Genomic DNA, 25996 nt, shown 5'->3' with positions numbered 1-25996 from the left:
ATATTATGTCACATACTTCAGATGATAAGAAGCTACTCGCTCGCGTCAGCCGCCTTAAAGGTCAACTCGAAGCCGTAGAGCGCGCTTTGGAAAACAAAGCGCCTTGCGGTGAGATACTCAATTTGGTTGCCTCGATTAGAGGAGCCGTAAATGGTCTCACGGTGGAACTGATTGAGGATCATGTGCGCGAACATGTCTCGAATCCGGAAACGGATACCGATACAGAGCGCGGGCAAGGTGCGGCTGATCTGATCCGGGTTATCAGGACATATTTGAAATGAACAATCCGGACAGCATATCGCCAGCAGGCGACAGGCATGACCACATATTTTTAGGGCATAATCACGAACGTAACGAGCGCCGGACCTGGTTCGTTATTGCCCTGACCAGCGTGATGATGGTTGTCGAAATTGCAGCCGGAACCATTTACGGTTCGATGGCGCTCGTCGCCGATGGCTGGCATATGTCTACTCACGCCGCTGCGATGCTGATAGCTGCGATTGCCTATCTTTATGCACGCCGCAATGCCAAAAACCCGCGCTTTACATTTGGTACCGGTAAGGTGGGAGACCTTGCAGCGTTCGCCAGTGCAATTGTTCTGGCGCTGGTTGCGCTACTGATAGGATGGGAAAGTATCGTTAGACTTGCAAACCCTATCCCGATCAGTTTCCCGCAGGCAATTTTCGTGGCCGTCATTGGTCTAATTGTGAATCTGGTCAGTGCTTGGTTGCTCCGCGAAGATCATGATCATCATCACGGACACAGCCATGACCACGACCATCATCATGAACATCATGGTCGGGATCAAAATCTGCGCGCCGCTTATCTTCATGTGCTGGCCGATGCTCTGACATCGGTTCTGGCTATTATCGCCCTGATAGCGGGTAGCATCTACGGATGGATATGGCTCGACCCGCTCATGGGTATTGTCGGTGCGCTTGTCATCGCACGCTGGTCATGGGGCCTGATGCGCGATACCGGCGCGACGATGCTGGATTACAGGCAAGCGGGCGATCCAGTCGCAGCAAAAATCCGCTCGGTCGTCAAGGAAGCCGGAGACAAGATCACCGACCTGCATGTTTGGCAACTGGGTCCGGGCCATCATGCCGCCATTGTAGCAATCAGTACGAAAAGTGAGAAAAACCCCGCAGTTTATCGTGAGAGACTGGTCAAATCCGCTGGACTTTCTCACATTACCGTTGAAGTGAACACAGCTTAGGCGGTTGGGAAACTCGCCGAGATTTCGGATGGTTTCATTCTCATCGCTCTGGAATCAAGATTTTCGCGGAACATCAGTTTTTCGGGGGTTGATGCAGTCGGCAAAGAGCCTAAACAATTGTTATAATCCTACATACCTGACCGTTCTGAAATCTCGGTGTTATGCTTAATAATCGGAGACGGTTCACAAGGTGCCTATCCGCTATATTCCCAAATCACGCCCTCGCCCCAATGACCAGTCAACGCCGCCATCACCGCGCATGACGCCGGAGATATGCTTGCCTAATTGTTTATCGAGTGACGGTGTCCAGGGAACAAGAGAAAAACCCAGGCCATTGTCGATCATGGCAAAGCGGCCCGATGCCAGCGTAAGACGCTGGCGCACTGTGCCTGCAACATATTCACCCGGCTTGGACGGCGTGTAAGGCAATCCGATTTCCTTCGAAAGCTGCTGGGCCGCACTATCCAATTCCCGGCCTTTGAGCGTATCAAGCAGATTGCGTGCAAATATAATACGCTGGCCTTGCCGCCGTGCCAGACCTTCACGGGTCAGGTGCTCGGCGCGGTCCTCCATTGCGCTGCGAACCTGGCTTCCAAACCCGCCGCCCAGATCACCGGGGCGGGTGTCAAGATTCCGGCGGTCCAGCCAAGTCGCGCCGGGCGCAGTAATCTGGCTTTGCAAATCCATGTCGGAACGCACAGCCAAAGCGGTTCGCGCCCGGCCTTTCCGATCTTTATACTGCCGCAGTTCCACAATTGCGCCGGACTTGGCATCGCCAGTGGCTTCAATGTCAGTAAACTGGATATGATGTGTCCGTCCGTCGATCCCATCGACAATGGCATAGGCCCTGCCGGATAGTTCATCGTGTAAACCGCGATCTACGAGCTTTCCGATGATAGCCTGCCCCGGCGGCGCGTCCAATGCGTAACTTGATACTCCGCGATCAACACCGCGCTCGCTCATTGCCGCATGCATGCGTTTAATAATATCGCCGCGCGCACCAATATCACGCAAAACCTGCTCGGCATCCCCCGAAACTGTCCATTGGCCGGGTGCAAGCTCGTTCGCGAGACCCAGATGTTGAAGCTTGTGCAGTCGTCCGGTTTTGAGGACATGGCTTATACCGGGCTGGATGCCAGCTTCGGGAGCTGTGTCGATCAATCCATCTCGCCCTGCCGAGCGGACCAGGGCGCGATCAATATCGGTCCAGCGCTCCGCCTCAACCTGCTTTTCCAGTGAACGACGAATATCGATTTCAGTTCGTGGGCCAAGTTCGCGGGTAATGAGCTCCGATGCACGCGCGCGCATACCGGAACGTATATAGTCGCGCGAAATAACCAGATTTTCTCCGTCATCTCCAACACCGCGCACAATCACATGGATATGGGGGTGCCCGGTGTTCCAGTGATCCACAGCTGCCCAATCAAGCCGCGTTCCCAGATCCTTTTCCATCTGGTTCATCAAGTCGCCGGTGAAGGATTTCAGGTCTGTCATTTCCAGCGCATCATCGGGCGAGACAATGAAACGAAAATGATGCCGGTCATCCTCGCAGCGCCCGGCAAAAATTTCTGCGTCAACGGCGCGTCCCTCATCACCGAATAATTTTCCGTTTTCACCGTCACGGGTCACACCATCGCGCTGGAGATATTTCAGATGCGCGCCAAGGGACGAACGCGCTGAATGCCGGACCACCCGCGCCTTGATCATGACACCGCGTGCACCGCGCCCTAGCCTGTGTCCGGCAATCACACTGGCTGCTCGTCCCCGACCAAATGTCGATGCACGGGGCGAATAGATGCGCCCACGCTTTGAGATCAATCCGCCCGCACGCTTCGCGGCGGCAATTGCCTGGAATATGGCAGGTTTGGTGCGCTCGCTGCCGCGCGAGCGGATGCGTCCTGGCCGGATGCGAAGATCATCGTCGTTTTTCACGCAACTTGACGGCGCGAGGTGCAATAAACTGGCCTTTGCAATGGCTTTGGGACAGTTACGCACCTCGCGCTATTTTTGCGCACCTCGCGCGTGTCCTCTCTAACTCCTTGTGAAACAAGGAAACGACCGGGGGGTGATGGCTCCGCACATCGTTCCCCTTTATCCTGCCATCCCTTTTCTTCCCAATCAGTCAAATCCGCTGTCATACCCAACACAGCGAAATCTCCCGCCAAACTGCGCAAAGATACGATTTCGAGCATTAGCGGGAAGTGCGTGCCGAAATATCGACAAATAGACTATGGCTGACGATCTTCGCTTGCACGGCAGATTCTGTATTTTTGGCGGTAGGAGATGAGAACGTTGATGGCGACAATGCACTGTCCGGCTGCCCTTTTTGAGGCGGGAATAGATCGCTTTGCGTCCAGTGAACTGGAAAAGGTTTTGCAACCGGTGGTGCCGTCTGCTGCACATTAACTGCAAGCTGCCTGCTCGAACCATTCGCAATCATCGGCATGATTTTGGCGACATACGCCCGTGTTTCTGCAGGCAGAACGCGGCCCTTTCGGACATGTTCAAGATAGCGTCCGGGCCCTGCATTGTACGCAGCCAGAAAGCCCGGCGCACCAAATTGGTCGTACATTTCGCGCAAATAGGCTGCTCCTGCATGGATATTATCACGCGGATCATAGGCGTTATTGCCGAGTCGATACCGCGCCCGCAGGTTTGCCCAAGTGGCAGGCATGATCTGCATCAATCCCATCGCGCCAGCAGAAGATACCGCTGATATACGCCCCCTGCTCTCGGTGTGCATCACGGCATATATCCAATGTTCGGGTATGCCAAAGCGTAGCGAGGCCTCGGTCACATGATCGGCAATAGATATGTTGTTTGTTGACGCTGGTGACGACGTATCTTGAGCAAATGCACTGCCATTATGTAATGGCAAAGCAGCCAAATAAATTCCTAAGAGCAAGTCGCGAACCGATTGAGACTGGAACGGGCCAGACATGACTCAGTTCGCCTCGGTGCTTTTGAAGGCACGGTTCCAAAGCAATATGTGCGAGCCTTCCTCACCATTTGACTGGAACAGATTTGCGCGCAGCGGCTGCGTGAATGTCGGATCATCAATCTGCACTGCGACATAGGCTCCTGCCTTTTCGCCGGTGCGTATCCAGCCAGCACCAATCTCCGGTCCTTGGTCATCTGGCCCCATATAGATACGATAATCAGGCGCATTTTCGCTGTCACTATGCTCGGCAAGGGTGATGCAGATTTCGGCATCAATACCGAGGCAGAAGAGGCGTCCGCAAAAGCCGTCGGCATTTGCATGAAAGATACCAATTTGTGTCATGTTCATTCTACTTTGGGGGTTTGGATTGGTGGTGTGAAGGAATCAAAACCATGCCAGATGTATCGGCCATCGCCCCCGTCATCGGTCCAGATGGCGACAGCGCGGCCGATAATGTCGCTGTGCTCAAACGGCCCGAAATAACGGCCATCGAGACTGTCCGGTATATTAGTATTCATGAGGAATATTTGCTGCGGAACCAGCGTCAGGCAGTCTTGCCAATAGGGCAAGAGGCGGCCCCTGCTGTCTCGCTTTCGTGCTTTACCAACGACACGCATATCAACGGTAATCGTGCTTCCAATCCGGCAGATAGTTTGGCCCGGAAGGGCGGCAACATGCTTGATCAAAGGCACATTTGCCGGCATATATCCGCCATCTGCCAGAAACTCTTCAATCTCTGGCGGCGGCGTAGCGGCCAGCAAATCACCGACGCGAAACTGGTTCACTTCCTGCACGGCATAAAGCCCCACTGGCACGCTCGCACTCGCGTTCCAGATAAGGCGGCGCGGCATTGCGACCGTTGCTGTTATGGCAATTGCGCCAATAGCCAGGGCTGCTGCGAGAAAGATTGTGCGCCGTTTCATGGCAATAATGCCTTGCGGCCAAGATACGCTTTGTGGCGGGTCAGCGAATAACAGCGCGGCACTTGTCCTGCGCTAATACGGCTATGAACATGACGCCAGTAATCGGGTGCGGCATCGGCAGCATCAAGGTCCAGTTCTTCTACTGCGTCTATCAATTGTAGCACTTGGCTGACTTTCGGCCAGCCCGATTGATGTAACAATATTTCTCCGCCGGGACGGACATGCGGCAGCGTCGAATAGGATTCGCTGCTATGCACGGCGCGTAGAATCGAAATCGAGCTGTGTATCGTCCCATAGTCATTGGACCGCCAACGAACGAAAGCAAAAATACTGTCCGGCGCAAAGGATATCACGCGCCGTCTGCGATCCAATATCCGGTCGCTGACAGCATTACCAAAACGTATCCAGTTTTCCTGAATGCCTTTGATCCAGATGCACTCGACATCGGTGAGGTTTCTGGAATCATCTGGCAGCGCAGACTGTGCCGACAATAGCGCATTGGATGCCTTTATAGTCATTGGCTGAGCCTCTGAGGGTGCGTTTGCCTGCGTCTGGATGGACGCCAGCGGGAACCGCGCGATTTATCCACAATGCCGCTTTGCGTTAGCAAGAATCTGAAGGATTCTATGTTAGCATAGTTAAGGGTCTGAATTTCGCAGCTATCGCAATAGCTTACACCCTGATTCGGTTCCCGATAGGACGAGTCTTCGGTCAACGATAGGACGAGCCTCGCGGTCAATGATAGGACGAGCGCACTCATGACTTATCCACAGGTGCAAAACCCATGATCCGTGCAGCCTTGTCGAGCGGATCTTCGGGAATCCGTGCAAAGTTCAGTCGCTCACGGCCTGCTTCAATACCGATTTTTAGCCGGTAGCCAGGAAGTGCCTGACGTTCGACGATTTGGCGCAGTTGATAAGCAAATTTCTTGCGCGGACTGAGCGCGCCGGATTTGAGATGGAGATGCGCAACGTCAAAACTCCATCCGCCCTTCTGATAGCCGCCATGTTTGCGCACCATCCGGTAAAGCCAGCGCTCCAGGCCGCCAGTTAATCGAAAATAATTCCGGTCGATGGTGAGTACGAGCGCCTGATCAATGACAGCGCTATAAAACCAGTCGGGCAGGACCAGTTCAATGCCAGATGGCCTGCCATTCACATCAAGGCGTTCTTTCCACTCGTTGATCCAGGAGAAGCGGTGACGGCGGCGTTCATTTGGTTGCCGGATTGAGGTTGCGACGGTGGTCGATTGCAGCCGGTCGAGCGCGGCCTTGAGCCGGTCATAGTGATGTTTGGCCGTGCCGCGCCCTGTAAAGCGCAATATCTCATGCGGCGTTGTCGCCATCAAACGAGAAGTGGGCCGACCATTATCGCAGGCTTCGACAATCTGGCTCGCGGCCCAGATCAGGATGTCGGCATCCCAGATGGTTGCCATGCCATGTTCCGGTGTCGCCTCAACATTGATGGTGACATTGCCCATTTTGAAATCAATCGGGCGGACACGTTTGGATTTGGCGAGACTGAAAAAGGGCCAGGTCATCAAATCCTGTGCATCGCGAACAGCAAAGTCGCCGGGAATGGAGTGGAACAGATCAAGCTGTGAATTATCAAGAGCAGTCATGACGGTGGCTCAACGCCGCACAACATCGGAAGACAGACGCTTGGCGGGATGAACGGTACCTTGGCCGGGATCGGAAGTGGATCGGCGTGTACCAAGCTGCGCCCAGGCTTCAAGGTCGCAAATGGCATAGACAATGCGCCCGCCCAATTTACGATAAACAGGCCCGGTTCCATAACAACGGTGCTTTTCCAATGTGCGGGCAGACAGTCCAAGATGCACTGCGGCATCGGGCGTTCTGAGATAGGACGGCGTTACATGGGCTTTGGAATGGGTCATAAAAGGTCTCCAGCGGCGCACCGGCAAGATTTGCGGGTGCTGTGAGCGTGGAGGCCGTTGTGGCGAAAGCCGGATGGGCTGATGGAGTGGCTAAATGCAGGACGGAGGAAATGTCACTCGCGCTGAAATCACTACGGAATATATTTGTCGTTCATCGAACCCTTGAGCATAGACCGATATCCCGCTTCACAAAGAAAATGTGCATCTTCGAGCATACGGTAAAAACGGCGGCGCTCATTCGAGGCCTTCCATTCCGCCGAACGCATTGTGATGTAATGCGGATACAAAATTGAAAAAGCCAGTTTGCGGCGGCTCAACCCCTCCTGCTCGGCATCGAGCAATCGCAGAAGCACAATCAGACGGCTGCGCTGATAAGCTGTGGGAGCAATTCCGGTCGCCAGTTTGCGTCTGCGTTGGTGCATAAGAAAACGGCAAAACCTCTCGCTCGCTGCTGATCGCTGCGGGGCGGTACTATCCAGAGGAATGATAGATGTCAGGTAATCAGTGGGGGTGCAATTGTGCAGCCAGATCCGATGATGACCGCGTTTGCCATCAATCACGATATAGCGTTCGCATCCGTTAAAATATTGCGCTTGCGGCGCAGGTAAATCGGTTAATTGATAACTTCCAGAATATTGCGCCGGTGCAGGAACTAGGAGGACGTAAGAATCTAACAGTTCTGGCTGCCAGAGAGCAGGAGCGGACGCAGCGTCCTTGTCTGGATCACAAGGGAAAGATCATACCCCAACGCCGGGCGAGCACCTCCATTTCTTCCTGTGCGTCCACATCATGTTCGCTAATGCGTGCTAGAGTTTCGTTATATTCCCGGCGATAATTTTTATTACGCCTCAAGAATTCCTGTGCAAAATCGGCATAATCATGCCTCGCATAATCTTTCGCAAAATCAGGCGAGCGCCAATCTAAAGCTTTGGACATTTGCTCGCCTGTTCCTTTGCCTCCCAAACGGCTGGGAAGAAAAGCCGATGATTCGCAAGCCCTAGAAGACCCCAATTTTGCATGAGATTAGGCGATTAGTGGTATAACCAATAAAAGACTTTGCCCAAAAACCATCCAGTCTGTCTGGACAGATTTAAGGGTTTATTTCGCCAGTAAGTGTTTATAGCCTGCTTCAGTCATCCAGCGTGCTCGCTTCAAATGGCTCTCGTGAACTTGACGCGCACGGACGGGCTCTTTTACTGGATCGAGGCCAAAAATAATTGACACGGCTTCGCGCCAATCCGCGCCTTGTGCATCAGCATCTAGCAAGCGGATATAGGTTGTAAGATGCCGCTCATCATAGTCCGTGACCGCGTCAGACTTTGGAGGCTCTTGTTCAAACGGAATAATTGTCATTAGTGCTTCTGGCATCCTGAATATGTGTACAGAATTTTGCGTGTATCCTATTATCAATTTTAGTGATCAGCCTATCCCCCTTTTGGTAATAATCACTCTGTCATTAGGGACAAGTGTATCACATAGTTTTACAGGATATATCCACCATTGAATCATTATTGCCATCAAAACTTATTTGCTCCGCGTATTATACTACGTAGCACGTTATTACGTGAAAGTCTTTTAAGTTATGAATGGACATTCGTCTCAAACTGGCAAGTAACACAAGATATTATCGTGAGCGGCTTGGCCTTAGTCAGGAAGCGATCGCTGTCAAAATTGGTGCTGACCGTGCCTATGTCAGCCTGATCGAGCGAGGCAAACAAAACATGACGCTCGTGCGTTTAGCGGAACTTGCCGATGCACTCGGCGTCGATGCAACGGACCTTATTGCTACACCCCAAAAGCCGGAACAGGACTGAACAGGTATAAGCCCCGCCCGAACAGATCGGGCGGGGCTGAAATTTGCGAAGTTATTCGCCGCTGGCCTTGCGGGCGCGTGACCATATGAGACTGTAGGTCTTGCCATCTTCGTCATCGAACAGATTTGCGAAAATGGGAGCGGTGAAGCTCGGATCATCGAGCTTGACCGAGAGATAATCGCGGCCTTCGTTCGAGGTCTTGGTCCAGGCGGCTCCGATTTCTGCGCGGCCGACAAAAACCCGGTGGGTGGGGGCATTTTCATTTTCGCTTGCTTCTTCGGGAACGATGCGGACGTTCTTGGTCTGAACGCTCATCGTGACGATTTCGCCTTTGTAGCTTTCACCTGACTTTGTGAATGATCCGATATTTGCCATTGTATTTCTCCTTGAGTTACTATCGATCCCGCGCCCATCGCGGTCTCGATGGCTGGTTCAAAGGCCGGGATAGGGACTGCTGCATCTCTTGAGACCAAAGCGCAGCGAAGGACGCTGGTCACGCGGATTTCTTGGTTTCGCGAGGAATGCCTGGAACAGGCAGGGGAAGAAATTGGTGGGTCCAGCGTTGCAGCAAAGGCCATAAGGCGCAGCCGTTTCCGGCCTACCAAGCCATTCGAAGAGACCGTGCTGGGCGCGGATTGGTTAAATCAGGATTTAGGGGAAGCTGGCAAATATCGCTGTCTGAACTAATAGTAGAAAGTGCAAATCCGGCAATATGTGAATGTGACCCCAGGCCAAATTCCAATGATTCCCTGATCCGCGCAATGTAAATCTTCTTCCATGCCCGTTTTTGACCGTGCAGAAATCGGTGGCTGCAACCGTAGCAAGAAACAGGACCGGCAAATTCACGGATCGTCTCGACCTCCAGCCAAAGCACAACATCTTGTCTGTTCGCCGATGAAGGAGGCTGGCAATATAAACGCGGGTCATTGGCCTTTAAGGGCAGCGGGTAGTCAGTCCAATTGCCCTGCCCGATCCGTTCGGGCGGGGCATTCGTTGAAAGTCATTGTTTCGGCAGGTTCACGCTGCCCGCGATCAGCGCATCCCAATCATGAGGCGGATTGTCTTTATCGAGCATCGATTTGAACACTGCATAAGCATCGCTTTTAGAACCATAGGTTCGAAGCGTATTCTGGTCATTAACCCAGGCATACACTATGATTTTTGCGCTGCTGCTGTAGCGAAAGAACAGCCGGAAACGACCACTGGAAAATTTGGCACGAAACCAGTGTTTGCGGGTTTTTCCCAGCGTTCCTCCCTGCCGGTATTCGGACCGCGCCGGATCGACCGGTATATTTTCAAATGTCAGTTTGCGAATGGCAGCGAGCAATTTGGCGTTGGCAGATTGTTGATAATCCTCCGGATTTTTCTTTTTCGCTTTCTCGACTGCTTTGGTTAGCTTTTCCAGCTGTTTCCGAAAAAGCGGATGCTCATAAAGCGTCCAGCCATTAACGGTTATCATGTTTCCGGCGCTACCGGATTAAAGCGCAACATCGCCGTCAATCTCGTCATCGAGATTAACCGAAATACCATCGGTCAGCACGGTAATGCGCTTCGCCAGATCGGGCGCGAGCGCCTTGATCTTTTCTGGATGCTGTTTGATGTCGGTTGCCAGAAAACCCAGAAACGCATCGATGGCGGGATCATCTCCGTTATCAGCGCGTGACAGCGTCACGCCGTCATCGCCGACATGAAAGGCATACGGCCGCCAAAATCGACGCCCAAGGCCTGACGTACCGCTTTTGGAATCGTGGTCTGATCCTTGGCGGTAATGGTGCTGATTTTTTCCAGAGCGATGCCCATGATGATTTCCTTTCGATCACTTAATGTAAGGAATATTCCTTACTTATCAAGGTGAGGTTCTGGCCTTTAGCGGGTAGCCGAGAAAGACTATACACATGCGGATAAGTACCGGTGATGGCCATCTATGATGTCGGTTCCACCACTTGCGGATCCATTCTGTCAGCAGTGAAAAGAGCATCCCCCTGTACACAGATGTCGATCCAGTTGGACATTCTCCTCTTGTTGTCCCAAACTTGGATAATCCCCTGAGTGTAAATCAATTAGATTCGCGCATTTCAGAAGTTTATCCTGATTTCTTATGTGATAATAAGATTGTTGAGACCGCGGATTGATGGCGCACCGTTCACCCTTTGACATGGCTTGCGGTGAATACGCCCAACATTCACCGCATCTTTTGCGATGAATGTTGCACATGCGGTGATTGACAGATATAATCACTGCAGGAGGTGCGGCGAATATGCCCTTTATTCACGAAAATGCGAATTGGCCGAAATTAGCCTGGGAGAGTGACGAGTTGTCGCCTGGACTGGCTGCTTTACGCTATCGCGAAGGGCAATTGGTAGGCCGAATGCAAGGCCTGGGCTTCGATCTCAGACAGGAAGCGAGTCTCAAGACTTTAACCGACGATGTGGTCAAATCGTCCGCGATTGAAGGCGAAACCCTAAACCCTGACGAAGTTCGATCATCTATCGCCCGTCGCTTAGGGCTGGATGTGGGCGGGCTCGTTGCATCAAGCCGCGATGTTGAAGGCATCGTCGAAATGATGCTTGATGCTACCCAGAAGTTCGCAGATCCATTGACCGATGAACGGCTCTTTGGCTGGCACGCCGCTTTATTCCCTACAGGCCGGAGCGGAATGCAAAAAATAACCGTAGGAGACTGGAGACCGAAGGAAGCCGGTGCAATGCAGGTGGTCTCTGGCCCATACGGACGAGAGAAGGTTCATTTTGAAGCGCCCAGTGCCGAAAGGCTCCAGGCTGAAATGGGCGAATTTCTGAAGTGGTTCAACGCCCCTTCTCCGATTGATCCAGTTCTGCGAGCCGGGATTGCTCATTTCTGGTTTGTCACCATCCATCCATTTGAAGATGGGAACGGTCGGATCGCGCGCGCAATCGCGGATATGTCACTCGCGCGCGCAGATGGCAGCAAGGATCGTTTCTACAGTATGTCGGCCCAGATTGAGACGGAGCGAAAGGACTATTACGACCGGCTCGAAGCGCAGCAAAGGGATGGACTCGACATTACGCCTTGGTTGAGCTGGTTCCTTGGTTGTTTGGGCCGCGCCTTCGACAGAGCTGAAGAAACGCTCGAGGCGGTACTGTACAAAGCCAGGCTCTGGGATAAGGCCAACCGCTATCTCGTGAATGAGCGGCAAAGGCTTGTTATTAATCGAATGGTGGAAGATAGCTGGGAAGGTTATCTGAATACGTCAAAATATGCCAGGCTTGCGAAGTGCTCAAACGACACCGCCTTGCGCGACATTCGCGAGCTTCTCGAAACTGGCGTTCTGCTCCAGAATGCAGGCGGAGGCCGAAGCACGAGCTACAGACTGGCAGGATCTGCCGAGCTTTAGCGCTTCCCTCGCCAAAACAGCGTCCATTATCTGTTTAGACTCGAAGGTGAGAGACAAGCAAAGAACGCTGTAGCGCTCGATCTACGGCCTGTAGGGAAGAAACCTTTCCCCCGCTCGAGAGGATAACGGCTTCCAACGCGCGGTAACCGGGAGGTTCTTTTAAATCACAGCCTGTTTTCCACCCATTTCAAACACTAATCGCAATATAATGTGGAATCGTTAAAAGTTGACGGACGGCGCTATGCGCCGTCCGCTTATCTACTCAAGCCGCAATCCGTCCATCCTCGGCGGCTTCGCTATTGTGGGCTTTGCTGCTTTCGTCCTTGTCTTTTGTTGGCGTGGTTGCGACCGCGCCCTGCGGGTCGGTATCGGATGGTTTATCCCCTTCCATCAGCCACTTGGCTCTTTCAGCGGCAGCAACCGTTCCAACATCGCCCCGCTCCGTATAAGCCGATGGCGGGAACGCCATCCAGCGCGGAACCCATGCCTCCTGCTTATCGCGGCCATTTTCGCCGGTCAGATGGTCACTGATAATGCCCTTCACTGTCTTGGCCTTTTCGCTGGCATGGGCAGCGGCAACGCTGGCTCCACCAACATCGGAAAGTAACGCGGTCAATATTTCACGGTCACGCACTAGATCAAGAAACGCATCATCCGCTGTCCAGTAATCTGCCATTTCCACATCGAGATGGACACCCAATGTTTCGATCAAATCACTTCCCGCTGCCAATGTTTCCGCCATAACAACGCCCAATATCTCCATCACCACGTTATCGGGCACATCGAGCAAGCGAACCAATAGACCGCTGATGCCATTGCGTGTTTCATGGCCGAGCGTGACTGTGGGTTCGTCCGCATCAAAGCCAAGCACTGCCAATACCGAACGGCGGCGCTCATCAAAGCGGGCCTCCGCCACGCGGGTTTCAACGCTCTCGGCTATGGTCTCCTTGCGGCTGCGCTGGTCCTGCACCTTCACATTCCAAAGCGGCGAACCACAAATCGCATGGGCCACCATGACGCGCAGCGCAACATAGGGACTGGCAGCAAGTTCGCAGCGCACGGCAGCATGGCGGTGGAGGTCGACATATTCCGCCATCGGTCCTGTGATTTCAGGACGCGCTGGCTTGTCTGCCTTGCTGTCACTTTGTCCTGTCTCCCGCGCCCGCGCTTCCTTGGCGGTCAGATAGCCTTCGTGGAAACTGACCTCGCCCTTACCGTTCACATCAATATAGACGCGGCCGCCTTTGCGCTTGGCTGTTTTCTCATGGTCCCATGTCTGGAAATAGCTGTCTTGTGGGATGATTTGCACATCGGCCCAGCCATCATCGAGATATTCGCACCTTTTGGCTTCAATAGCGGCAGACTGCGCTTCCCAGAACTGGTCGGCATCGGCAAAATAGCCATCTTCGGCAAACAGGTCACTGACGATCTGACCGTTGAAATCCGCCATATCAAATATTGCGGCGGACACAGAAATTGATGCGCCGCCAAACAACCATGCCTTGAGTTGACTTCCACGCGGTGCATAAGCCTCTTCATCCCTGAACAAGGCTAGCCATGCTTTTTGCTGTGCCATGCTGGCCAAGGTCAGGTGGCGCACGGTCGCGGCGTCGATTTCTTCGCTGCGATAGGCTTTGCGGATGGGCGGTAGCAGATTGCCAAGTGCAAGGATGCGCCCCACAGTTTTTTCGTCCATCCCGAACGTATCGGCAATCTCGGTCGCCTTTCGGCCCTTTTTGACCAACTGCGTAAACTGTTCCCACTGCGTCACCTCATCGGGGTTTTCGCGGACAAGATTTTCAATGAGTGAGGCTTCCAAGGCGGCGGCATCGTCGCCCTCTTCCAGTATAGCGCAGGGAAGCGGTGCATCGCTGCCCCCTTCCTCCGCAACGGTATTGGCCGCATGAAAGCGCCGCCGTCCCGCGACAATCTCGAACGTATCGGCGCTGCCATTGGGACGCACCAGCAACGGGACCAGAACGCCTCGCAGCCGAACCGATGGCAATATATCGTTAATGTCAGGCGGCTTTTTGGCATTTCTCATATTGACCGGTGATATGGACAGTTTGGCGAGTTCTATAGTTTTGAGTTGCATTGCTATTCTCCTTCATTTTCCCGTTGATGATTGGCCCCGCTCCCGTTGCATACGGGGGTGGCGGTGGAAGCGGAGCCGGTTATCTCGCACGGCGGGATTGCTGCGCGAGGGTCTGCCGCGCCGTACCAACGGGGAACGGGCAAGACGGCGGAAGGGGGGGATGACCATCACCGCGCATTTTCGCGCTGCGCGAGGGCAGCGGCTTCGAGCCGCGCCTCATCCTCAGTGATGCGCCCGACCAATCGGGCGGCATCGGCGTATACGGTGAGCGGGAAACACGCTTCAAAATGAAGATCGCGCTCGATGGACAGACCAAGCGGCAAGGTCACTGCCGCAATCTCGGACAGACTGACTGAACCAAGTTCGGGGCAGCCAAAACCCAGATCGGCCAGACCGAACAAAGTATCGCCATCGCCGTCCAGTTCGGGCAGCAGCCAAGTCGCTGCACCAACGGGTGAGAAAAATTTGACAACCGGAACATGGTCACCGCGATTCTGGCCGTTGGATATCAGGCACTCGCGTTGGTCTTGGGTGAGTAAAAGCATCGGAAAAACTCCTTTCAAAACATCTCGATCTGATTGCAGCTGTTGGTGTCGAACAAACCACGGCCAGCGGATCGCTGCGGTTTTTTGAGTTCCATTGGCGCGTTGCCGCGCATCGCGAGCCTCTGGGCTGGCGTGATCGGCGCGACACCCGACACCAAAGTCTGGGCACTAACCGGCGTGACCTCGGCGTCAAGCTGCGGGATAGAATGATCTGGCTACACCTCGCTCATGCCGCGCACTCCGAACGGAATGGCACTTGATCGGTAAACGCCAGTAGATAATCCGCCGCCTTGCTGGCCTGACTGGCAGCTTTGAAGATGGCGCGGTTGTCCTGCCGCAAGACCGCCAGCCAAGAACCGAGATAATCGGCATGGCAAACGGTGGGAAGGATACCAAGCGCTGCGCACAAAAAAGCCGAAGCGAGTTCGGCGCATAATTCTTCCCGCGCATAAAGCGCCGTTCCGAAATTACCCGATTGATCGCGGCCAAGACGGGTCTTATGTCCCGTCCAGTGTCCGAGTTCGTGCATGGCGGTACGGTAATAATCGATTTGATGGGTGAATGCGGGTTGCGGGGGAACCTGCACATAATCCTCGCCCACATTGTAAAAGGCTTTCGTCCCGCCCGTCCGAAAATCCGCAACCGTTGCAACGATCAAGTCCTCGGCTTGCTTGTGCAACTCGCGTTCCGGCAAAGGCGCAGGTTCGGCGAACAACCGCTCCGGCAAACCATCGCACTGCGCAGCGTTGAAAACAGTAAAACGTTTGAGGAATGGAATGGTGCGAGGCTTGTCACCCTCACCCTGCTCTTGCCGGTCCTCATCCGGCGTAAAGCGGTCAGCGTAAAATATTATCCGGCCCTTCTCGCCCTTGCGAACGCATCCGCCAGCTGCCAAGGCTTGGCGGAATGTCAGCCAGTCCTGTGAGGGATAGCCACCATCTATGACAGCGCCCCACAATATAAGGATATTGATGCCGGAATATTGCCGCCCCGAAATCGCGTTGCGCGGCAAACCGGTTACGGCATTACCGCACTTCCAAGGCTTTTCCCAAGGAAAAACCCCTTCCTCCAGCTGCGCGATAATCTGCGCGGTCACTTCATCATAAAGCGATCGCCTAGGCGCAGAATTGCCGCCACGGCGGGCCTTGCGCGCTGCGCGCGAAGCGCGTTTTGCCTTCGCTGCCTTGCCCGTGCCGCTATCACTGACTTTAGAATTTTTATGCAACATAACCGCCTCCATCACCCCAAAACTGCCGCAACCGGCCCCGGAGAGGCGGGGTGGGCGGCAAGGGCGACCAAGAGGCCCGCCGTGATCAGGCGCACCTGTAAGGCTGCAACAACGTGAAAGACCCGGCTTGCCGGGTTGCGCCTGAGCGCGGTGGGCCTAGCCGGAAGCGCCGCCCACACCGTCTCTCTGGTGACGGAAAACAACGCCGGCGCATCCGCGCCGTCCATATAACCTGCCTGTGCTATTGTGGTCCGAGCGGCCAGCGAGATTACAACAAACAAGAAATCGCACCCTGGAAAGAGGTGAAATTACCAATCATCGCAATCGCAAGCGGTTGGTCGCGGCCTGTCGTCGACCGACTTGCGCTTCAAATCATGGTCACCGGTCCAGAGTGCACGCGGGGCCAACAATAACGTCAAGCCCTGTCCGACTTTAATCAGCAGTGCGCGGCACCAGCCCCCATTCATTAACACGGGGCGTTGCGGGGTGTCCCCGCAGATGGGGTAGCCGGAGACAGCGCAACGGCTCCGGCTCAGGGGAAGGCCTTCCCCAATTTAATATTTCAATGAGTTTGTTCTAAACCGCGCTATAATACTACCATCTAGTGGACACCATGTGGACACCAAGACTAGAAATAGTCAAAATTTCAAATGACCAATGAGCATTAAATCGTTGAATTTCTTTGGAAAATCTGGAGCGGGCGAAGAGATTCGAACTCTCGACCCCAACCTTGGCAAGGTTGTGCTCTACCCCTGAGCTACGCCCGCTCGGCGCTGCTGTGACATTGGGTGATTGCTTTCGTCATCAGCACTTGAGGCGCGCGGTTAGCATGGGTTCTATCACCCGGCAAGCCCCATTTTTCAATCTATCGCAATGAAATGTAAAAATTACCTTGGCTTTGCCACATCCCTCCCCACATAAAGTGCAGATATATCGGAAAACAGTCCACGATTCCCTTTGAAAACGGCCCTTATGAAAGCGGTCGGCACGAAAAGGGATGGACTCAAATTAAAGGAGCAGACATTGGCGACAGCAGGACTAACTGTGGAAGAGCAAAAGGCGGTAGAGCAATTTCAGCAGGCCGTAGTCGCTCCCAGTATGAACAATCTGGTGATTCTCGACTTCTGGGCTGAATGGTGCGGGCCGTGCAAAGCGTTGACGCCGGTGCTGGAAAAAGTAGCCGCCAATTATGCCGACAAAGGCGTGGTGCTGGCGAAAATCAATGTCGATGAAAATGGTTTCATCGCATCGCAATTCCAGGTGCAATCCATTCCCACCGTTTATGCTATTTTTCAGGGCAAGCCTGTCGCTGACCTGACCAATGCCCGTACCGAGAGCCAGTTGGGACAAATTCTTGACCAGCTATTGGCGCAGCTTCCTGTTGGAGGCGGCGATAATGCAGAGCCAAAGCAGGACATCGCCCCCCTGCTCGCCATGGGTGAGGATGTGCTGGCCCAGGCTGACGGGGAACGGGCGGCGGGCATATTTGCCCAGATCATCGATATGGAGCCTGAGAATCCCGACGCGATGGGCGGATTGGTCCGCGCACTGGTCATGGCCGGTCATGTCGATGAAGCGGAAGCTGCTTTGGCCGGTATTCCGGAAAAACTTGCAAGCGAGCCAGCTATTGAACGCGCCCGCGCTGCCTTGTCATTGGCGAAAGACAGGCCGGATGACGGTGAAGTCGAATCCCTGCGCGCCGCCGTTGACGCCAACGGAAGCGATTTTCAGGCGCGTTTTGATCTCGCCAATGCCTTGATTGCATCGGGCGATCATGACGGCGCGGCAGAGCATCTGCTTGCCATTATCGCGGCGGACAAGGACTGGAACGACGGTGCGGCGCGCGCAAAGCTGCTCTCGTTATTTGAAGTTGTCGGGCTGGAAGATGAATGGGTGTCGGCCACCCGGCGCAAACTTTCAGCGATATTGTTCGGATAGATATGACCGAAACCAAACGCATATCGATCTTTCCGCTGGCCGGTGCATTGCTTTTTCCGGGCATGCACCTGCCGCTGCATATTTTTGAAGAACGCTACCGCGCGCTGATTAACGATGCGATGGCGCGCGACCGGCGGATCGGGATGATCCAGCCCAAGACGGCTGGCGACGAGGCGGAATTGTTCGACATTGGCTGCGTCGGCAAGATTGTCGATATAGAGGCTTTGGAGGACGGGCGTTTCAACATCGTTCTGGAAGGCATAGCGCGTTTTCGTGTGATCGAGGAAATAGATGCGTCCACAGCCTTTCGCCAGGTGCGGGCGGAAATAGAAGACGACTTGGAAATCGACGAAGTGCTCGCCAGTACCGAGCGCGCGGCCTTGGAAATTGAAGCGCGCAAATTTGCGGAATTACAGGGCTATCAGGTCGATTGGGACAGCATCGGGCGGCTTGATGACATGTCCTTTGTCAATGGCATTGCCCAGATTGCGCCCTTTGATCCGGCGTCGAAACAGGCGTTGCTGGAAATTGACGGCCTGTCCAATCGCGCGGAACTTATCATCCAGTTGCTGGACTTCTTTGGCCGGCAGGATGGCGATGACGGGCGCGCAACCTTACAATGAGCGATGGAACAACGGAAATATTTGACACCGGGCTGCTCGACATACTGGTCTGTCCGGTGACGCGGGGTCCGCTGGAATATGATGCGGAGGCGGGGGAGCTGGTCAGCAAGGCCGCTGGCGTGGCTTATCCGGTGAAACAGGGCGTTCCGGTGATGCTGATTGAGGAAGCGCGGAAGCTGTAGCCTTGTTGTCTCGGTAAGATACCGATAGACCTGAACTTCTCCCTAAAAACTGCCCCTCAGCCCGTCGACTACAAACTGCACGGCCAGTGCACCAAGCAGCACGCCTAGCAAGCGCGTGACAACCGCTTCGACATTGCCGCCCAGAACCCGCATCAATGGCCCCGCCAGCAATAATCCGGTTAGCGTCAGCAGCAGCACCAATCCAAGCGCACCGACAATGACAAGTCGGCTTTCCATGTCATCGCTTCTGGACATTAACAGCATAATCGCCGCGATGGACCCCGGCCCTGCAATCATCGGCATCGCCATCGGAAAGATGGCAACATCCTCTATCTCGGGATGGTCGATAATTTCCTGTGCACGGTCTTCGCGGCGCTGGGTGCGTTTTTCAAAGACCATTTCCAGCGCGATCATGAACAGCATGATACCGCCAGCAATGCGGAAACTGTCGAGGCTGATGCCCAACGCGCCCAGCAACTGCTCGCCAAAGATCGAGAAAACAGCCAATATCAGCGCAGCAACAACCACCGCGCGAATGGCCATGTTCCGGCGCTGCGCCGCAGAAGCGTCGCGGGTCAGGCTGGCATAAATCGGCGCACAGCCCGGCGGGTCAATGACCACGAAAAGCGTGATGAAGGCGGAGAGGAAAAGCTCGATCATCCGGCGGGGGCCGCTACGTCATTGAAAATTATATCTTCCCATTCGCTGCCGTTCCACATTTTTACCAACAGCGAGCGCGACTGGTCCGCAGAGCTTTCCGCGCTCCAGAACATGGTGCCGTCATCGGAATAGCCGCTCTTTTGATTGTCGCCGCCAGGCGCAGCAGCAACGGCCGGTAATGCAGTTTTGGAACAGGTGGCTACCCGTGTGGTTACATAATCCGGCTCCGTCAAAGGCTCATCCAATGGCACGCCATGATCGAATATCCATTTCCATTCGATCTCCCTGCCACGTTCACGGCGGATTTGCGCATCCTGTTTGGCCCAGATGGTGGTGTAATAGCCGGTTTTGCCCGCTGCCCCTTGCCACGCGCCGGTTGCCACGCCCATGCTGCCATCGCATGACATGTAAACCTTGTGCGCTTGCCAATCGGTTGATTGCGCCGGGTCGGCTTTGTTCTTTAACCAGTCCTGCGCGCTGACCATTTCCGGCGTGAACATGAGCGCATCTGGCGCGGCGGTTTCACGAAAAGCGGTCCACTGCCCCTTTTCCCGTGCGAGCCGCGCAAAGGCGATTTCCGCCCTTACTATATCGCTGGGGTTGGCAACCGGCTTTCCGGCCACGCGAAGATACCGCTCCCGGTCGCTGGACACTCCGCTACCCGCGCATCCTGTCAGAAGCGATCCTATAGCAAGCGCGGCCAAAAGCTGTTTCATTATAATCCTTCGGGCTTGGCGATGCCTGCACGAGAAGATGCGGCGACCAGCGTATTGCGCAATAGCACAGCTATGGTCATTGGCCCAACCCCGCCGGGAACCGGAGTGATCGCACGGACATGATCCATGGCTTCGGCAGTCGCAACGTCGCCCACAAGGCGGCCCTTTTGCGCACCGGGTTCGGGGTCCAGCCGGTTTATCCCGACATCAATGACAACCGCGCCGTCTTTCAGCCAGTCGCCCTTCACCATTTCCGCCCGCCCGACCGCAGCAACGACAATATCGGCCCGGCGCACAACGTCCGGCAAGTCACGCGTGCGGCTATGCGCGATGGTGACGGTGCAGTTTTCAGCCAGCAACAACTGCGCCATTGGTTTGCCCACCAGGATGGAGCGACCGACAACCACCGCATTCATGCCCGTAAGGTCGCCCAGTTCGTCCTTGAGCAGCATTAAACTGCCCAGCGGGGTGCACGGCGTCAAAGCCTTTTCGCCATTGGCCAGCCGACCTGCATTGATAACATGCAGACCATCAACATCCTTGTCAGGGTCAATCGCCATGACCACCGCTTTTTCATCCAGATGACCGGGCAGCGGCAATTGCACCAATATGCCGTCCACCGCATCATCGGCGTTCAGTTTTTCAACCAAAGCGATCAGATCTTCCTGCGCCGTATCGGCAGGCAGGCGATGTTCAAAGCTTTCCATACCGGCGGCGATGGTCGCTTTATGTTTGGACGCCACATAAACCTGGCTTGCGGGATCGTCGCCCACCAAAACCACGGCCAGACCGGGGGCGCGGCCCGTTTGCTGCTGAAAATGCGGCACGGCGTCTTTTATCCGCTCACGAAGTCCGGCAGCGAAAGCCTTGCCGTCTATTATTTTTGCCGCATGCTTGCTCATATTCACTGAACTCATAAAACTGGGATCAGAGCCGCGCGGAGTGGCGGCAGGATGGCATCCTGCAAGATGATGATCCCGATAATCACCACCATCGGCGTCAGGTCAATAGCCCCGAAATCCGGCATAATCCGTCGGATTGGATTATAAATTGGAGCCGTCAGCCCGTCCAGCGCTGTCCACAGCGCGCGAACAATATCATTTTGCAGATTGATAACATTGAATGCGAGCAACCAGCTCATGATCGCTTGCACGATAATGACGGTAATCGCGACCGTAAGCAGGATATCGATAATCTGAAACAAGGCAAAAAACATGGACCCGGAACCTCTTTATTTCGTGTTCGTCACTAAACGATAGTGGCGCGCAATGCCAAGCAATCTCTATGAAAAATTAGTGTATCGTCAATATAATACAGTTCGGCAATTAATCAACCGTTTCAAAATCATCCCGGATAAGCGTCCCTGCCCCTTTGCTGGTGAATATTTCGAGCAACATCGCATGGGGCACGCGGCCATCCAGCACAACAGCAGCATCAACACCTTTCACCACCGCATCGACACAGGTTTCCAGCTTTGGAATCATCCCGCCGGAAATCGTGCCATCGCCCTGAAGCCGCCGGATATCCGCCGGGTTCAGGTCGGTCAGCAGCTCACCATTTTTGTCGAGCACACCCGCGACATCAGTCAGCAAGAACAGGCGTGATGCCCGTAGCGCCGCTGCCACTGCGCCTGCCATCGTGTCGGCATTGATATTATAGGTATGGCCATCTTCACCAACCCCGATGGGGGCAATGACAGGAATCATGCCCGCAGAAGAAATCGTATCAACGATGCTGCGGTTCACCTTGTGGGGTTCGCCTACAAAACCAAGGTCGATAATCCGCTCGATATTGCTATCGGGATCGCGGGCGGTGCGGCGCAATTTGACCGCTTTGACAAAGCCGCCATCCTTGCCCGATATGCCGATCGCGCTGCCGCCAGCCTGTTCGATCCAGCTAACCAGTTCCTTGTTGATCGCGCCGGACAGAACCATTTCGGCAATCTCGGCCGTTTCCTTGGTCGTAACCCTCAGGCCATCGACAAATTTACTTTCAACGCCAACACGTTCCAGCATCGCCCCAATTTGCGGGCCGCCGCCATGCACCACCACCGGGTTGATGCCGACCGCTTTCAACAAGACTACATCCTCGGCAAAATTACGCGCCAGCGCCGGATCGCCCATCGCGTGCCCGCCATATTTCACGACAAAAGTCTTGCCGGCATATCGCTGCAAATAAGGCAAAGCCTCGGTAAGCGTTTCAGCCTTGGCCAGCATTGCCGGGTCGGGCGCGTGATTTGCGGTTTGATTAGGTGCTTTATCGGTCATGCCGTCTTTCAATCCAGCTTTGCGGCAAATGCAAGCCCTTTATGGATTTTCGGGTGCTTTGGGGGTTGGTGACTACTGTAGCACCACCCTCTACATCGTCATCCTGAACTTGTTTCAGGATCTATTATGAGGCGCACGAATTCGCGAGATCCTGAAACAAGTTCAGGATGACGAAAATGGATCATCAAACGTGTGTCGAATACGACTGCCGAAAAACCCACTCAACTCTCAGGCGGAGCAGCTGCCTTTGCACGGGCCAGTTGCTGCACTTTTTCCAGTGTCAGCGTCACATGGCCCTTCGGTTCTCCCGCGCTGTGGGCCAGAACAATTTTACCATTCTGGTCAATGACATAGCTTGTCCGGTTGGTCATGGACAGCTTGGGCACCATTCGCACATGATATCCGTCCATAACTTCGCTATCGGCGCGGGCGACGGCGAATTTGTCGCGGCATTCCTCGATCGAGAACTTGGTCAATGTTTCCACATCGTCGCCCGACATGCCGATAACAGTCGCCCCTGCCGCTTCAAAATCGGCGGTTGCTTCGGCAAACATATTGGCTTCGATGGTGCACCCTTCGGTAAAGGCCTTGGGAAAGAAATAGAGCACCACCGGGCCTTCTTTAAGCTTGTCCGACAGGCGGAAACTGAATTGCTCCCCAGCCAGCGCGCCGGTCGCCTGGAAATCAGGGGCAACCGCGCCCACTTCCAGCGGTTCGGCATTGGCGCTGCGCGTGGTATAGAAATAGGCGCCTCCGGCCAGAACCAGCGCCGCTATTATGATTATGATCCAACGGTTCATCTATTCCTCCTGCTCCAGCGCCGATTTCAAGGCATAAAGCTGATCGAGTGCGTCGCGTGGGCTTAGGGCATCCACATCCAGTTCTCGCAAGGCTTCGCGCAGCTTGTCGGTTTTCTCTTCCTCGACCGTAAGGCTGGCCGCGAATAAAGGCAAGTCGCCTAGTCCTGCGGCCAGACCGCCTGTCTCTGCCTTGCCCGCTTCCAGCTTGTCTAGCACCGACTTGGCGCGTTTTAGCACAGGTTTCGGTATTCCCGCCAGCTTTGCCACCGCCAGGCCATAGCTGCGATCCGCCGGACCTTTGGCAAGCTCGTGCAGCAGCACCAGATCGCCTTTCCATTCGCGCGCCCTGACATGGTGCAATGACATGGCATCAAGCCGGTCCGCCAGCCGGGTCAGCTCATGATAATGGGTGGCGAACAAGCACCGGCAGCGGTTGGTTTCATGCACCGCCTCGACCACGGCCCAGGCCAGCGCCAGGCCATCATAGGTCGATGTACCGCGCCCCACTTCATCCAGAATGACAAAGCTCTTGTCCGTCGCCTGGCTTAAAATCGTAGCCGTCTCGACCATTTCGACCATGAAAGTCGATCGCCCCTGCGCCAGATTGTCGGACGCCCCGACCCGGCTGAAAAGACGGTCCACCAGACTGAGCCGCGCCGACGTGGCGGGGACAAAGCTGCCTGCCTGAGCAAGAATAACAATCAGCGCGTTCTGGCGCAAAAAGGTCGATTTACCGCCCATATTCGGGCCGGAAACCAGCCACAGCCGTTCATCATTGGAAAGCGCGCAATCATTGGCGACAAACGGATCACCCTTCGCGCCAAGCGCTGCCTCCACCACCGGATGCCGCCCGTCCCTGATCTCCAGCACATTGCCGCCGGTAAATTCGGGGCGGCTCCACTGCCCTTCGGCTGCGCGCTCCGCCAATGCCGCCGCCACATCAATCCGCGCCAGTGCATCCGCGCTTTTCGCAATCGCATCCTTGCGCGTCAAAACCTGTTCGATCAGCTCTTCGAAATGCGCCGCTTCCGCCGCGAGGGCATGTGCGCCCGCCTGCGTTACGCGCACGGCTTCGTCGTGAAGCTCGGTCGAGTTAAACCGCACAACACCCGCCAAAGTCTGACGATGGGTGAAGCCGGAATGTTCTGCCATAAGGCTGTCACCATGGCGCGCGGGGACTTCCACAAAATAGCCCAGCACCGCATTATGCTTGATCTTCAGCGTGTTGATCCCTGTCGCCTCGCGGTAGCGGGCCTCCAGCTTCGCAATCGCTTTGCGGCCATCGGAACCGGCGCTACGCAGCTCGTCCAGCGCGGCATCATAGCCCGCCGCGATATAACCGCCATTCGTCATATCCGTCGGCGGCGTTTCGACCAGCGCGCGGGTCAGCAAGTCCACTAGCGCGCCATGGCCATCAAGCGCCGGCAGCAATATATTCATCAGGTCGGGAAGCGCGCCGCCAAGGCCTGTATCAAGCGTCAGCCGTTCCCGCAAAATCCGCGCACCGCTCAACCCGTCGCGTATCTGGCCCAGATCCCGCGGGCTGCCTCGCCCCGCAGAAATCCGGCCCAGAGCGCGGCTGATATCCGGCATGGCTTTCAGGGCATCGCGCACAACATCACGAATAGCGGGCGCGTCATGAAACCATTGGACAGTGCCCAGGCGCAAATTGATCTTCGCCTCGTCAAACAAAGGCCCTGCCAAATCCCTGCCAAGCTGGCGCGCGCCGCCCGGCGTCACCGTGCGATCAATCGTGCCAAGCAGGCTGCCTGCCCGCTCACCGGCCATGGTCCGCTCGATCTCCAGGCTTGCCCGCGTCGCTCCGTCGATCAGTAGATATTCGCCTGCGTGACGCTGGACCGGGGGCTTCAGGAAAGGCGTATCGCCTTGGGCTGTATGCTCGATATAGGCGATCAGCCCACCTGCTGCCGCCAGTTCGCTGCGGGAAAAATGGCCGAAACCGTCAAGCGTCGAAACACCGAATAAAGCCTTCAGCTTGCGTTCCGCTTTCTGGCTGTCGAAATCTTCTTTCGGCCAGACGGTCGCCCCCGCCACATGCCCGTCCAGCGCGGGGCTGCAAACGGCCTCAGACGGAGCGATCCGCGCCAGTTCGGCAGTCAGCGCCCCCCTGTTGGATCCATGTTCCCCATGTGCGCTATCGCCTCCATTTGTTCCATGCGACCCCGAAATATGCAGCAGTTCAAAATCACCCGTCGATATATCCGCCGCCGCAATACCAATCTGCCCCTGCACCTCCGCAACAGCGACCAGCATATTGTCGGACCGCGCATCAAGCAGCGTGTCCTCGGTAAGCGTTCCGGCTGTCACAAAGCGGATGATGTCACGCGCGACCAGCGCTTTATACCCGCCGCGCGCTTTTGCCTCGGCAGGGGTTTCAGTCTGCTCGGCAATCGCAACCTTGAAACCGGCACGAATCAATTTCGCCAGATAGCTTTCAGCAGCATGGACCGGCACCCCGCACATGGGTATCGCTTCCCCGGCATTTTTTCCCCGCGTGGTCAGCGCAATATCAAGCGCCGCAGACGCCAGCTTTGCATCTTCAAAAAACAGCTCGAAAAAGTCGCCCATCCGATAGAAAAGAAGGCAATCACGCGCCTTTTCTTTTAGAGTAAAATATTGCTCCATCATCGGCGTCAGCTTTGGCTGAGCAGTGGACTCACCATCCGTTTTTTCCGATTTTTTAGGCTGAACTTTTGTGGACATAGTCGAAGCGATAGCGAACTATGACGGCACATAAAAGGGCCGCATTTCCTTA

The 25996-nt window shown here is 55.1% G+C and carries 34 protein-coding genes and 1 tRNA gene; 9 read left to right on the top strand and 26 right to left on the bottom strand.

Going from position 1 to position 25996, the window contains the following annotated elements:
- Positions 1 to 5: 5 nt before the first annotated feature.
- Both VIN76_RS11360 and dmeF read left to right on the top strand, forming a co-directional pair.
- Positions 6 to 281 (top strand): metal/formaldehyde-sensitive transcriptional repressor, encoded by a 276-nt coding sequence (locus tag VIN76_RS11360; protein ID WP_332041961.1) that lies wholly within the window; start codon positions 6 to 8, stop codon positions 279 to 281.
- Positions 278 to 1219: a CDF family Co(II)/Ni(II) efflux transporter DmeF gene (dmeF, locus tag VIN76_RS11355; protein ID WP_332041960.1), complete on the top strand. Its 942-nt coding sequence runs from the start codon at positions 278 to 280 to the stop codon at positions 1217 to 1219. The genes VIN76_RS11360 and dmeF overlap by 4 nt, the downstream gene beginning before the upstream one ends.
- A 201-nt stretch (positions 1220 to 1420) precedes the next feature.
- Here the strand turns inward: dmeF and VIN76_RS11350 are convergent, their stop codons facing one another.
- From VIN76_RS11350 to VIN76_RS11305, 10 genes are all read right to left on the bottom strand, one after another.
- A complete protein-coding gene (locus VIN76_RS11350) occupies positions 1421 to 3151 on the bottom strand; it encodes a relaxase/mobilization nuclease domain-containing protein (protein ID WP_332041959.1) in 1731 nt (576 codons plus the stop codon).
- Between the two features lie 259 nt (positions 3152 to 3410).
- Positions 3411 to 4160, bottom strand: coding sequence for a lytic transglycosylase domain-containing protein (locus VIN76_RS11345; RefSeq protein ID WP_332041958.1), 750 nt, complete (start codon positions 4158 to 4160; stop codon positions 3411 to 3413).
- A 3-nt stretch (positions 4161 to 4163) separates the two neighbouring features.
- On the bottom strand, positions 4164 to 4502 hold the full coding sequence (locus tag VIN76_RS11340; protein WP_332041957.1) for a DUF736 domain-containing protein: 339 nt from the start codon (positions 4500 to 4502) through the stop codon (positions 4164 to 4166).
- A 2-nt stretch (positions 4503 to 4504) separates the two neighbouring features.
- Complete coding sequence (locus VIN76_RS11335) at positions 4505 to 5083, bottom strand: S26 family signal peptidase (protein ID WP_332041956.1); 579 nt, start codon at positions 5081 to 5083, stop codon at positions 4505 to 4507.
- On the bottom strand, positions 5080 to 5601 hold the full coding sequence (locus VIN76_RS11330; RefSeq protein ID WP_332041955.1) for a DUF2840 domain-containing protein: 522 nt from the start codon (positions 5599 to 5601) through the stop codon (positions 5080 to 5082). The genes VIN76_RS11335 and VIN76_RS11330 overlap by 4 nt, the downstream gene beginning before the upstream one ends.
- A 238-nt stretch (positions 5602 to 5839) precedes the next feature.
- Complete coding sequence (locus VIN76_RS11325) at positions 5840 to 6703, bottom strand: replication initiator protein A (protein WP_332041954.1); 864 nt, start codon at positions 6701 to 6703, stop codon at positions 5840 to 5842.
- Between the two features lie 9 nt (positions 6704 to 6712).
- Entirely contained in the window at positions 6713 to 6979 is a 267-nt protein-coding gene (locus VIN76_RS11320; RefSeq protein WP_332041953.1) for a DNA-binding protein, read from the bottom strand.
- A 131-nt stretch (positions 6980 to 7110) separates the two neighbouring features.
- Complete coding sequence (locus tag VIN76_RS11315) at positions 7111 to 7539, bottom strand: DUF2285 domain-containing protein (protein ID WP_332041952.1); 429 nt, start codon at positions 7537 to 7539, stop codon at positions 7111 to 7113.
- Positions 7540 to 7702: 163 nt separating this feature from the next.
- On the bottom strand, positions 7703 to 7915 hold the full coding sequence (locus tag VIN76_RS11310) for a transcriptional regulator domain-containing protein (protein WP_332041951.1): 213 nt from the start codon (positions 7913 to 7915) through the stop codon (positions 7703 to 7705).
- A gap of 162 nt (positions 7916 to 8077) precedes the next feature.
- The gene (locus tag VIN76_RS11305; RefSeq protein WP_332041950.1) at positions 8078 to 8332 is read right to left on the bottom strand and encodes a DNA -binding domain-containing protein; all 255 of its coding nucleotides are present in this window, start codon (positions 8330 to 8332) and stop codon (positions 8078 to 8080) included.
- Between the two features lie 233 nt (positions 8333 to 8565).
- Here VIN76_RS11305 and VIN76_RS11300 point away from each other — a divergent pair, with 233 nt between their 5' ends.
- The gene (locus tag VIN76_RS11300) at positions 8566 to 8793 is read left to right on the top strand and encodes a helix-turn-helix transcriptional regulator (RefSeq protein WP_332041949.1); all 228 of its coding nucleotides are present in this window, start codon (positions 8566 to 8568) and stop codon (positions 8791 to 8793) included.
- A gap of 51 nt (positions 8794 to 8844) precedes the next feature.
- On the opposite strand, the gene VIN76_RS11295 is transcribed toward VIN76_RS11300, so the two are convergent.
- Entirely contained in the window at positions 8845 to 9168 is a 324-nt protein-coding gene (locus VIN76_RS11295) for a DUF736 domain-containing protein (RefSeq protein ID WP_332041948.1), read from the bottom strand.
- 48 nt (positions 9169 to 9216) lie between these two features.
- Between VIN76_RS11295 and VIN76_RS11290 the strand changes: the two genes are divergently transcribed.
- On the top strand, positions 9217 to 9480 hold the full coding sequence (locus VIN76_RS11290; protein WP_332041947.1) for a hypothetical protein: 264 nt from the start codon (positions 9217 to 9219) through the stop codon (positions 9478 to 9480).
- Positions 9481 to 9793: 313 nt separating this feature from the next.
- Here the strand turns inward: VIN76_RS11290 and VIN76_RS11285 are convergent, their stop codons facing one another.
- Genes VIN76_RS11285 through VIN76_RS11275 form a run of 3 tightly spaced genes read right to left on the bottom strand, consistent with a single transcriptional unit; the run spans position 9794 to position 10593 of the window.
- On the bottom strand, positions 9794 to 10249 hold the full coding sequence (locus tag VIN76_RS11285; RefSeq protein ID WP_332042000.1) for a type II toxin-antitoxin system YhaV family toxin: 456 nt from the start codon (positions 10247 to 10249) through the stop codon (positions 9794 to 9796).
- Positions 10250 to 10270: 21 nt separating this feature from the next.
- Positions 10271 to 10465, bottom strand: a complete 195-nt coding sequence (locus tag VIN76_RS11280) for a type II toxin-antitoxin system PrlF family antitoxin (RefSeq protein WP_332041946.1) — start codon at positions 10463 to 10465, stop codon at positions 10271 to 10273.
- Positions 10462 to 10593: a hypothetical protein gene (locus VIN76_RS11275; RefSeq protein WP_332041945.1), complete on the bottom strand. Its 132-nt coding sequence runs from the start codon at positions 10591 to 10593 to the stop codon at positions 10462 to 10464. Before VIN76_RS11275 ends, VIN76_RS11280 begins: the two co-directional genes overlap by 4 nt.
- A gap of 457 nt (positions 10594 to 11050) precedes the next feature.
- Here VIN76_RS11275 and VIN76_RS11270 point away from each other — a divergent pair, with 457 nt between their 5' ends.
- Positions 11051 to 12166 carry a Fic family protein gene (locus VIN76_RS11270; RefSeq protein ID WP_332041944.1) on the top strand — a complete coding sequence of 372 codons (1116 nt, stop codon included), beginning with the start codon at positions 11051 to 11053 and terminating at the stop codon, positions 12164 to 12166.
- Positions 12167 to 12428: 262 nt separating this feature from the next.
- Here the strand turns inward: VIN76_RS11270 and VIN76_RS11265 are convergent, their stop codons facing one another.
- The gene (locus VIN76_RS11265) at positions 12429 to 14261 is read right to left on the bottom strand and encodes a ParB/RepB/Spo0J family partition protein (protein ID WP_332041943.1); all 1833 of its coding nucleotides are present in this window, start codon (positions 14259 to 14261) and stop codon (positions 12429 to 12431) included.
- 167 nt (positions 14262 to 14428) lie between these two features.
- The gene (locus VIN76_RS11260; RefSeq protein ID WP_332041942.1) at positions 14429 to 14806 is read right to left on the bottom strand and encodes a DUF2958 domain-containing protein; all 378 of its coding nucleotides are present in this window, start codon (positions 14804 to 14806) and stop codon (positions 14429 to 14431) included.
- Positions 14807 to 14851: 45 nt separating this feature from the next.
- Between VIN76_RS11260 and VIN76_RS11255 the strand changes: the two genes are divergently transcribed.
- A complete protein-coding gene (locus VIN76_RS11255; RefSeq protein ID WP_332041941.1) occupies positions 14852 to 15016 on the top strand; it encodes a hypothetical protein in 165 nt (54 codons plus the stop codon).
- Between the two features lie 16 nt (positions 15017 to 15032).
- On the opposite strand, the gene VIN76_RS11250 is transcribed toward VIN76_RS11255, so the two are convergent.
- The 3 genes from VIN76_RS11250 to VIN76_RS11240 all read right to left on the bottom strand — a co-directional run bounded on the left by VIN76_RS11250 (position 15033) and on the right by VIN76_RS11240 (position 16801).
- Positions 15033 to 16034, bottom strand: a complete 1002-nt coding sequence (locus VIN76_RS11250) for an ArdC family protein (RefSeq protein WP_332041940.1) — start codon at positions 16032 to 16034, stop codon at positions 15033 to 15035.
- 11 nt (positions 16035 to 16045) lie between these two features.
- A complete protein-coding gene (locus tag VIN76_RS11245) occupies positions 16046 to 16315 on the bottom strand; it encodes a hypothetical protein (protein WP_332041939.1) in 270 nt (89 codons plus the stop codon).
- Between the two features lie 411 nt (positions 16316 to 16726).
- Positions 16727 to 16801, bottom strand: a tRNA-Gly gene (locus VIN76_RS11240).
- Positions 16802 to 17057: 256 nt separating this feature from the next.
- Here VIN76_RS11240 and VIN76_RS11235 point away from each other — a divergent pair.
- The 3 genes from VIN76_RS11235 to VIN76_RS11225 are packed head-to-tail and all read left to right on the top strand — an operon-like array spanning position 17058 to position 18777.
- A complete protein-coding gene (locus VIN76_RS11235; RefSeq protein ID WP_332041938.1) occupies positions 17058 to 17972 on the top strand; it encodes a tetratricopeptide repeat protein in 915 nt (304 codons plus the stop codon).
- Positions 17973 to 17974: 2 nt separating this feature from the next.
- Positions 17975 to 18595, top strand: a complete 621-nt coding sequence (locus VIN76_RS11230) for an LON peptidase substrate-binding domain-containing protein (RefSeq protein ID WP_332041937.1) — start codon at positions 17975 to 17977, stop codon at positions 18593 to 18595.
- Positions 18592 to 18777, top strand: coding sequence for a Trm112 family protein (locus VIN76_RS11225; protein WP_332041936.1), 186 nt, complete (start codon positions 18592 to 18594; stop codon positions 18775 to 18777). Before VIN76_RS11230 ends, VIN76_RS11225 begins: the two co-directional genes overlap by 4 nt.
- Positions 18778 to 18819: 42 nt before the next feature.
- On the opposite strand, the gene VIN76_RS11220 is transcribed toward VIN76_RS11225, so the two are convergent.
- The 7 genes from VIN76_RS11220 to mutS form a co-directional block, all read right to left on the bottom strand.
- On the bottom strand, positions 18820 to 19437 hold the full coding sequence (locus VIN76_RS11220) for a MarC family protein (protein ID WP_332041935.1): 618 nt from the start codon (positions 19435 to 19437) through the stop codon (positions 18820 to 18822).
- Positions 19434 to 20153 carry a hypothetical protein gene (locus VIN76_RS11215; protein ID WP_332041934.1) on the bottom strand — a complete coding sequence of 240 codons (720 nt, stop codon included), beginning with the start codon at positions 20151 to 20153 and terminating at the stop codon, positions 19434 to 19436. Before VIN76_RS11215 ends, VIN76_RS11220 begins: the two co-directional genes overlap by 4 nt.
- Positions 20153 to 21055, bottom strand: coding sequence for a bifunctional methylenetetrahydrofolate dehydrogenase/methenyltetrahydrofolate cyclohydrolase FolD (folD, locus tag VIN76_RS11210; protein ID WP_414696346.1), 903 nt, complete (start codon positions 21053 to 21055; stop codon positions 20153 to 20155). Before folD ends, VIN76_RS11215 begins: the two co-directional genes overlap by 1 nt.
- A gap of 11 nt (positions 21056 to 21066) precedes the next feature.
- Positions 21067 to 21369, bottom strand: coding sequence for a YggT family protein (locus tag VIN76_RS11205; protein ID WP_332041932.1), 303 nt, complete (start codon positions 21367 to 21369; stop codon positions 21067 to 21069).
- Between the two features lie 109 nt (positions 21370 to 21478).
- Entirely contained in the window at positions 21479 to 22420 is a 942-nt protein-coding gene (gene argB / locus VIN76_RS11200; RefSeq protein ID WP_332041931.1) for an acetylglutamate kinase, read from the bottom strand.
- Between the two features lie 221 nt (positions 22421 to 22641).
- The gene (locus tag VIN76_RS11195; protein WP_332041930.1) at positions 22642 to 23220 is read right to left on the bottom strand and encodes a peroxiredoxin; all 579 of its coding nucleotides are present in this window, start codon (positions 23218 to 23220) and stop codon (positions 22642 to 22644) included.
- Positions 23221 to 25869 (bottom strand): DNA mismatch repair protein MutS, encoded by a 2649-nt coding sequence (gene mutS / locus VIN76_RS11190; protein ID WP_332041999.1) that lies wholly within the window; start codon positions 25867 to 25869, stop codon positions 23221 to 23223.
- Positions 25870 to 25996: the final 127 nt, after the last annotated feature.

The organism is Parasphingorhabdus sp. (assembly GCF_036568145.1).
Classification (GTDB): Bacteria; Pseudomonadota; Alphaproteobacteria; order Sphingomonadales; family Sphingomonadaceae; genus Parasphingorhabdus.
Note: the sequence above shows the minus strand (reverse complement) of the source record. Positions and strands in the feature narration are given on the sequence as shown.

Excerpts from the sequence above, each read along its gene's own strand:
- VIN76_RS11360 (WP_332041961.1), top strand. The coding sequence starts at position 6 with ATGTCACATACTTCAGATGATAAGAAGCTACTCGCTCGCGTCAGCCGC.
- dmeF (WP_332041960.1), top strand. The coding sequence starts at position 278 with ATGAACAATCCGGACAGCATATCGCCAGCAGGCGACAGGCATGACCAC.
- VIN76_RS11345 (WP_332041958.1), bottom strand. The coding sequence starts at position 4,160 with ATGTCTGGCCCGTTCCAGTCTCAATCGGTTCGCGACTTGCTCTTAGGA.
- VIN76_RS11340 (WP_332041957.1), bottom strand. The coding sequence starts at position 4,502 with ATGACACAAATTGGTATCTTTCATGCAAATGCCGACGGCTTTTGCGGA.
- VIN76_RS11335 (WP_332041956.1), bottom strand. The coding sequence starts at position 5,083 with ATGAAACGGCGCACAATCTTTCTCGCAGCAGCCCTGGCTATTGGCGCA.
- VIN76_RS11330 (WP_332041955.1), bottom strand. The coding sequence starts at position 5,601 with ATGACTATAAAGGCATCCAATGCGCTATTGTCGGCACAGTCTGCGCTG.
- VIN76_RS11325 (WP_332041954.1), bottom strand. The coding sequence starts at position 6,703 with ATGACTGCTCTTGATAATTCACAGCTTGATCTGTTCCACTCCATTCCC.
- VIN76_RS11320 (WP_332041953.1), bottom strand. The coding sequence starts at position 6,979 with ATGACCCATTCCAAAGCCCATGTAACGCCGTCCTATCTCAGAACGCCC.
- VIN76_RS11310 (WP_332041951.1), bottom strand. The coding sequence starts at position 7,915 with ATGTCCAAAGCTTTAGATTGGCGCTCGCCTGATTTTGCGAAAGATTAT.
- VIN76_RS11305 (WP_332041950.1), bottom strand. The coding sequence starts at position 8,332 with ATGACAATTATTCCGTTTGAACAAGAGCCTCCAAAGTCTGACGCGGTC.
- VIN76_RS11300 (WP_332041949.1), top strand. The coding sequence starts at position 8,566 with ATGGACATTCGTCTCAAACTGGCAAGTAACACAAGATATTATCGTGAG.
- VIN76_RS11295 (WP_332041948.1), bottom strand. The coding sequence starts at position 9,168 with ATGGCAAATATCGGATCATTCACAAAGTCAGGTGAAAGCTACAAAGGC.
- VIN76_RS11290 (WP_332041947.1), top strand. The coding sequence starts at position 9,217 with ATGGCTGGTTCAAAGGCCGGGATAGGGACTGCTGCATCTCTTGAGACC.
- VIN76_RS11275 (WP_332041945.1), bottom strand. The coding sequence starts at position 10,593 with ATGGGCATCGCTCTGGAAAAAATCAGCACCATTACCGCCAAGGATCAG.
- VIN76_RS11270 (WP_332041944.1), top strand. The coding sequence starts at position 11,051 with ATGCCCTTTATTCACGAAAATGCGAATTGGCCGAAATTAGCCTGGGAG.
- VIN76_RS11265 (WP_332041943.1), bottom strand. The coding sequence starts at position 14,261 with ATGCAACTCAAAACTATAGAACTCGCCAAACTGTCCATATCACCGGTC.
- VIN76_RS11260 (WP_332041942.1), bottom strand. The coding sequence starts at position 14,806 with ATGCTTTTACTCACCCAAGACCAACGCGAGTGCCTGATATCCAACGGC.
- VIN76_RS11250 (WP_332041940.1), bottom strand. The coding sequence starts at position 16,034 with ATGTTGCATAAAAATTCTAAAGTCAGTGATAGCGGCACGGGCAAGGCA.
- VIN76_RS11230 (WP_332041937.1), top strand. The coding sequence starts at position 17,975 with ATGACCGAAACCAAACGCATATCGATCTTTCCGCTGGCCGGTGCATTG.
- VIN76_RS11225 (WP_332041936.1), top strand. The coding sequence starts at position 18,592 with ATGAGCGATGGAACAACGGAAATATTTGACACCGGGCTGCTCGACATA.
- VIN76_RS11220 (WP_332041935.1), bottom strand. The coding sequence starts at position 19,437 with ATGATCGAGCTTTTCCTCTCCGCCTTCATCACGCTTTTCGTGGTCATT.
- VIN76_RS11215 (WP_332041934.1), bottom strand. The coding sequence starts at position 20,153 with ATGAAACAGCTTTTGGCCGCGCTTGCTATAGGATCGCTTCTGACAGGA.
- folD (WP_414696346.1), bottom strand. The coding sequence starts at position 21,055 with ATGAGCAAGCATGCGGCAAAAATAATAGACGGCAAGGCTTTCGCTGCC.
- VIN76_RS11205 (WP_332041932.1), bottom strand. The coding sequence starts at position 21,369 with ATGTTTTTTGCCTTGTTTCAGATTATCGATATCCTGCTTACGGTCGCG.
- argB (WP_332041931.1), bottom strand. The coding sequence starts at position 22,420 with ATGACCGATAAAGCACCTAATCAAACCGCAAATCACGCGCCCGACCCG.
- VIN76_RS11195 (WP_332041930.1), bottom strand. The coding sequence starts at position 23,220 with ATGAACCGTTGGATCATAATCATAATAGCGGCGCTGGTTCTGGCCGGA.
- mutS (WP_332041999.1), bottom strand. The coding sequence starts at position 25,869 with ATGATGGAGCAATATTTTACTCTAAAAGAAAAGGCGCGTGATTGCCTT.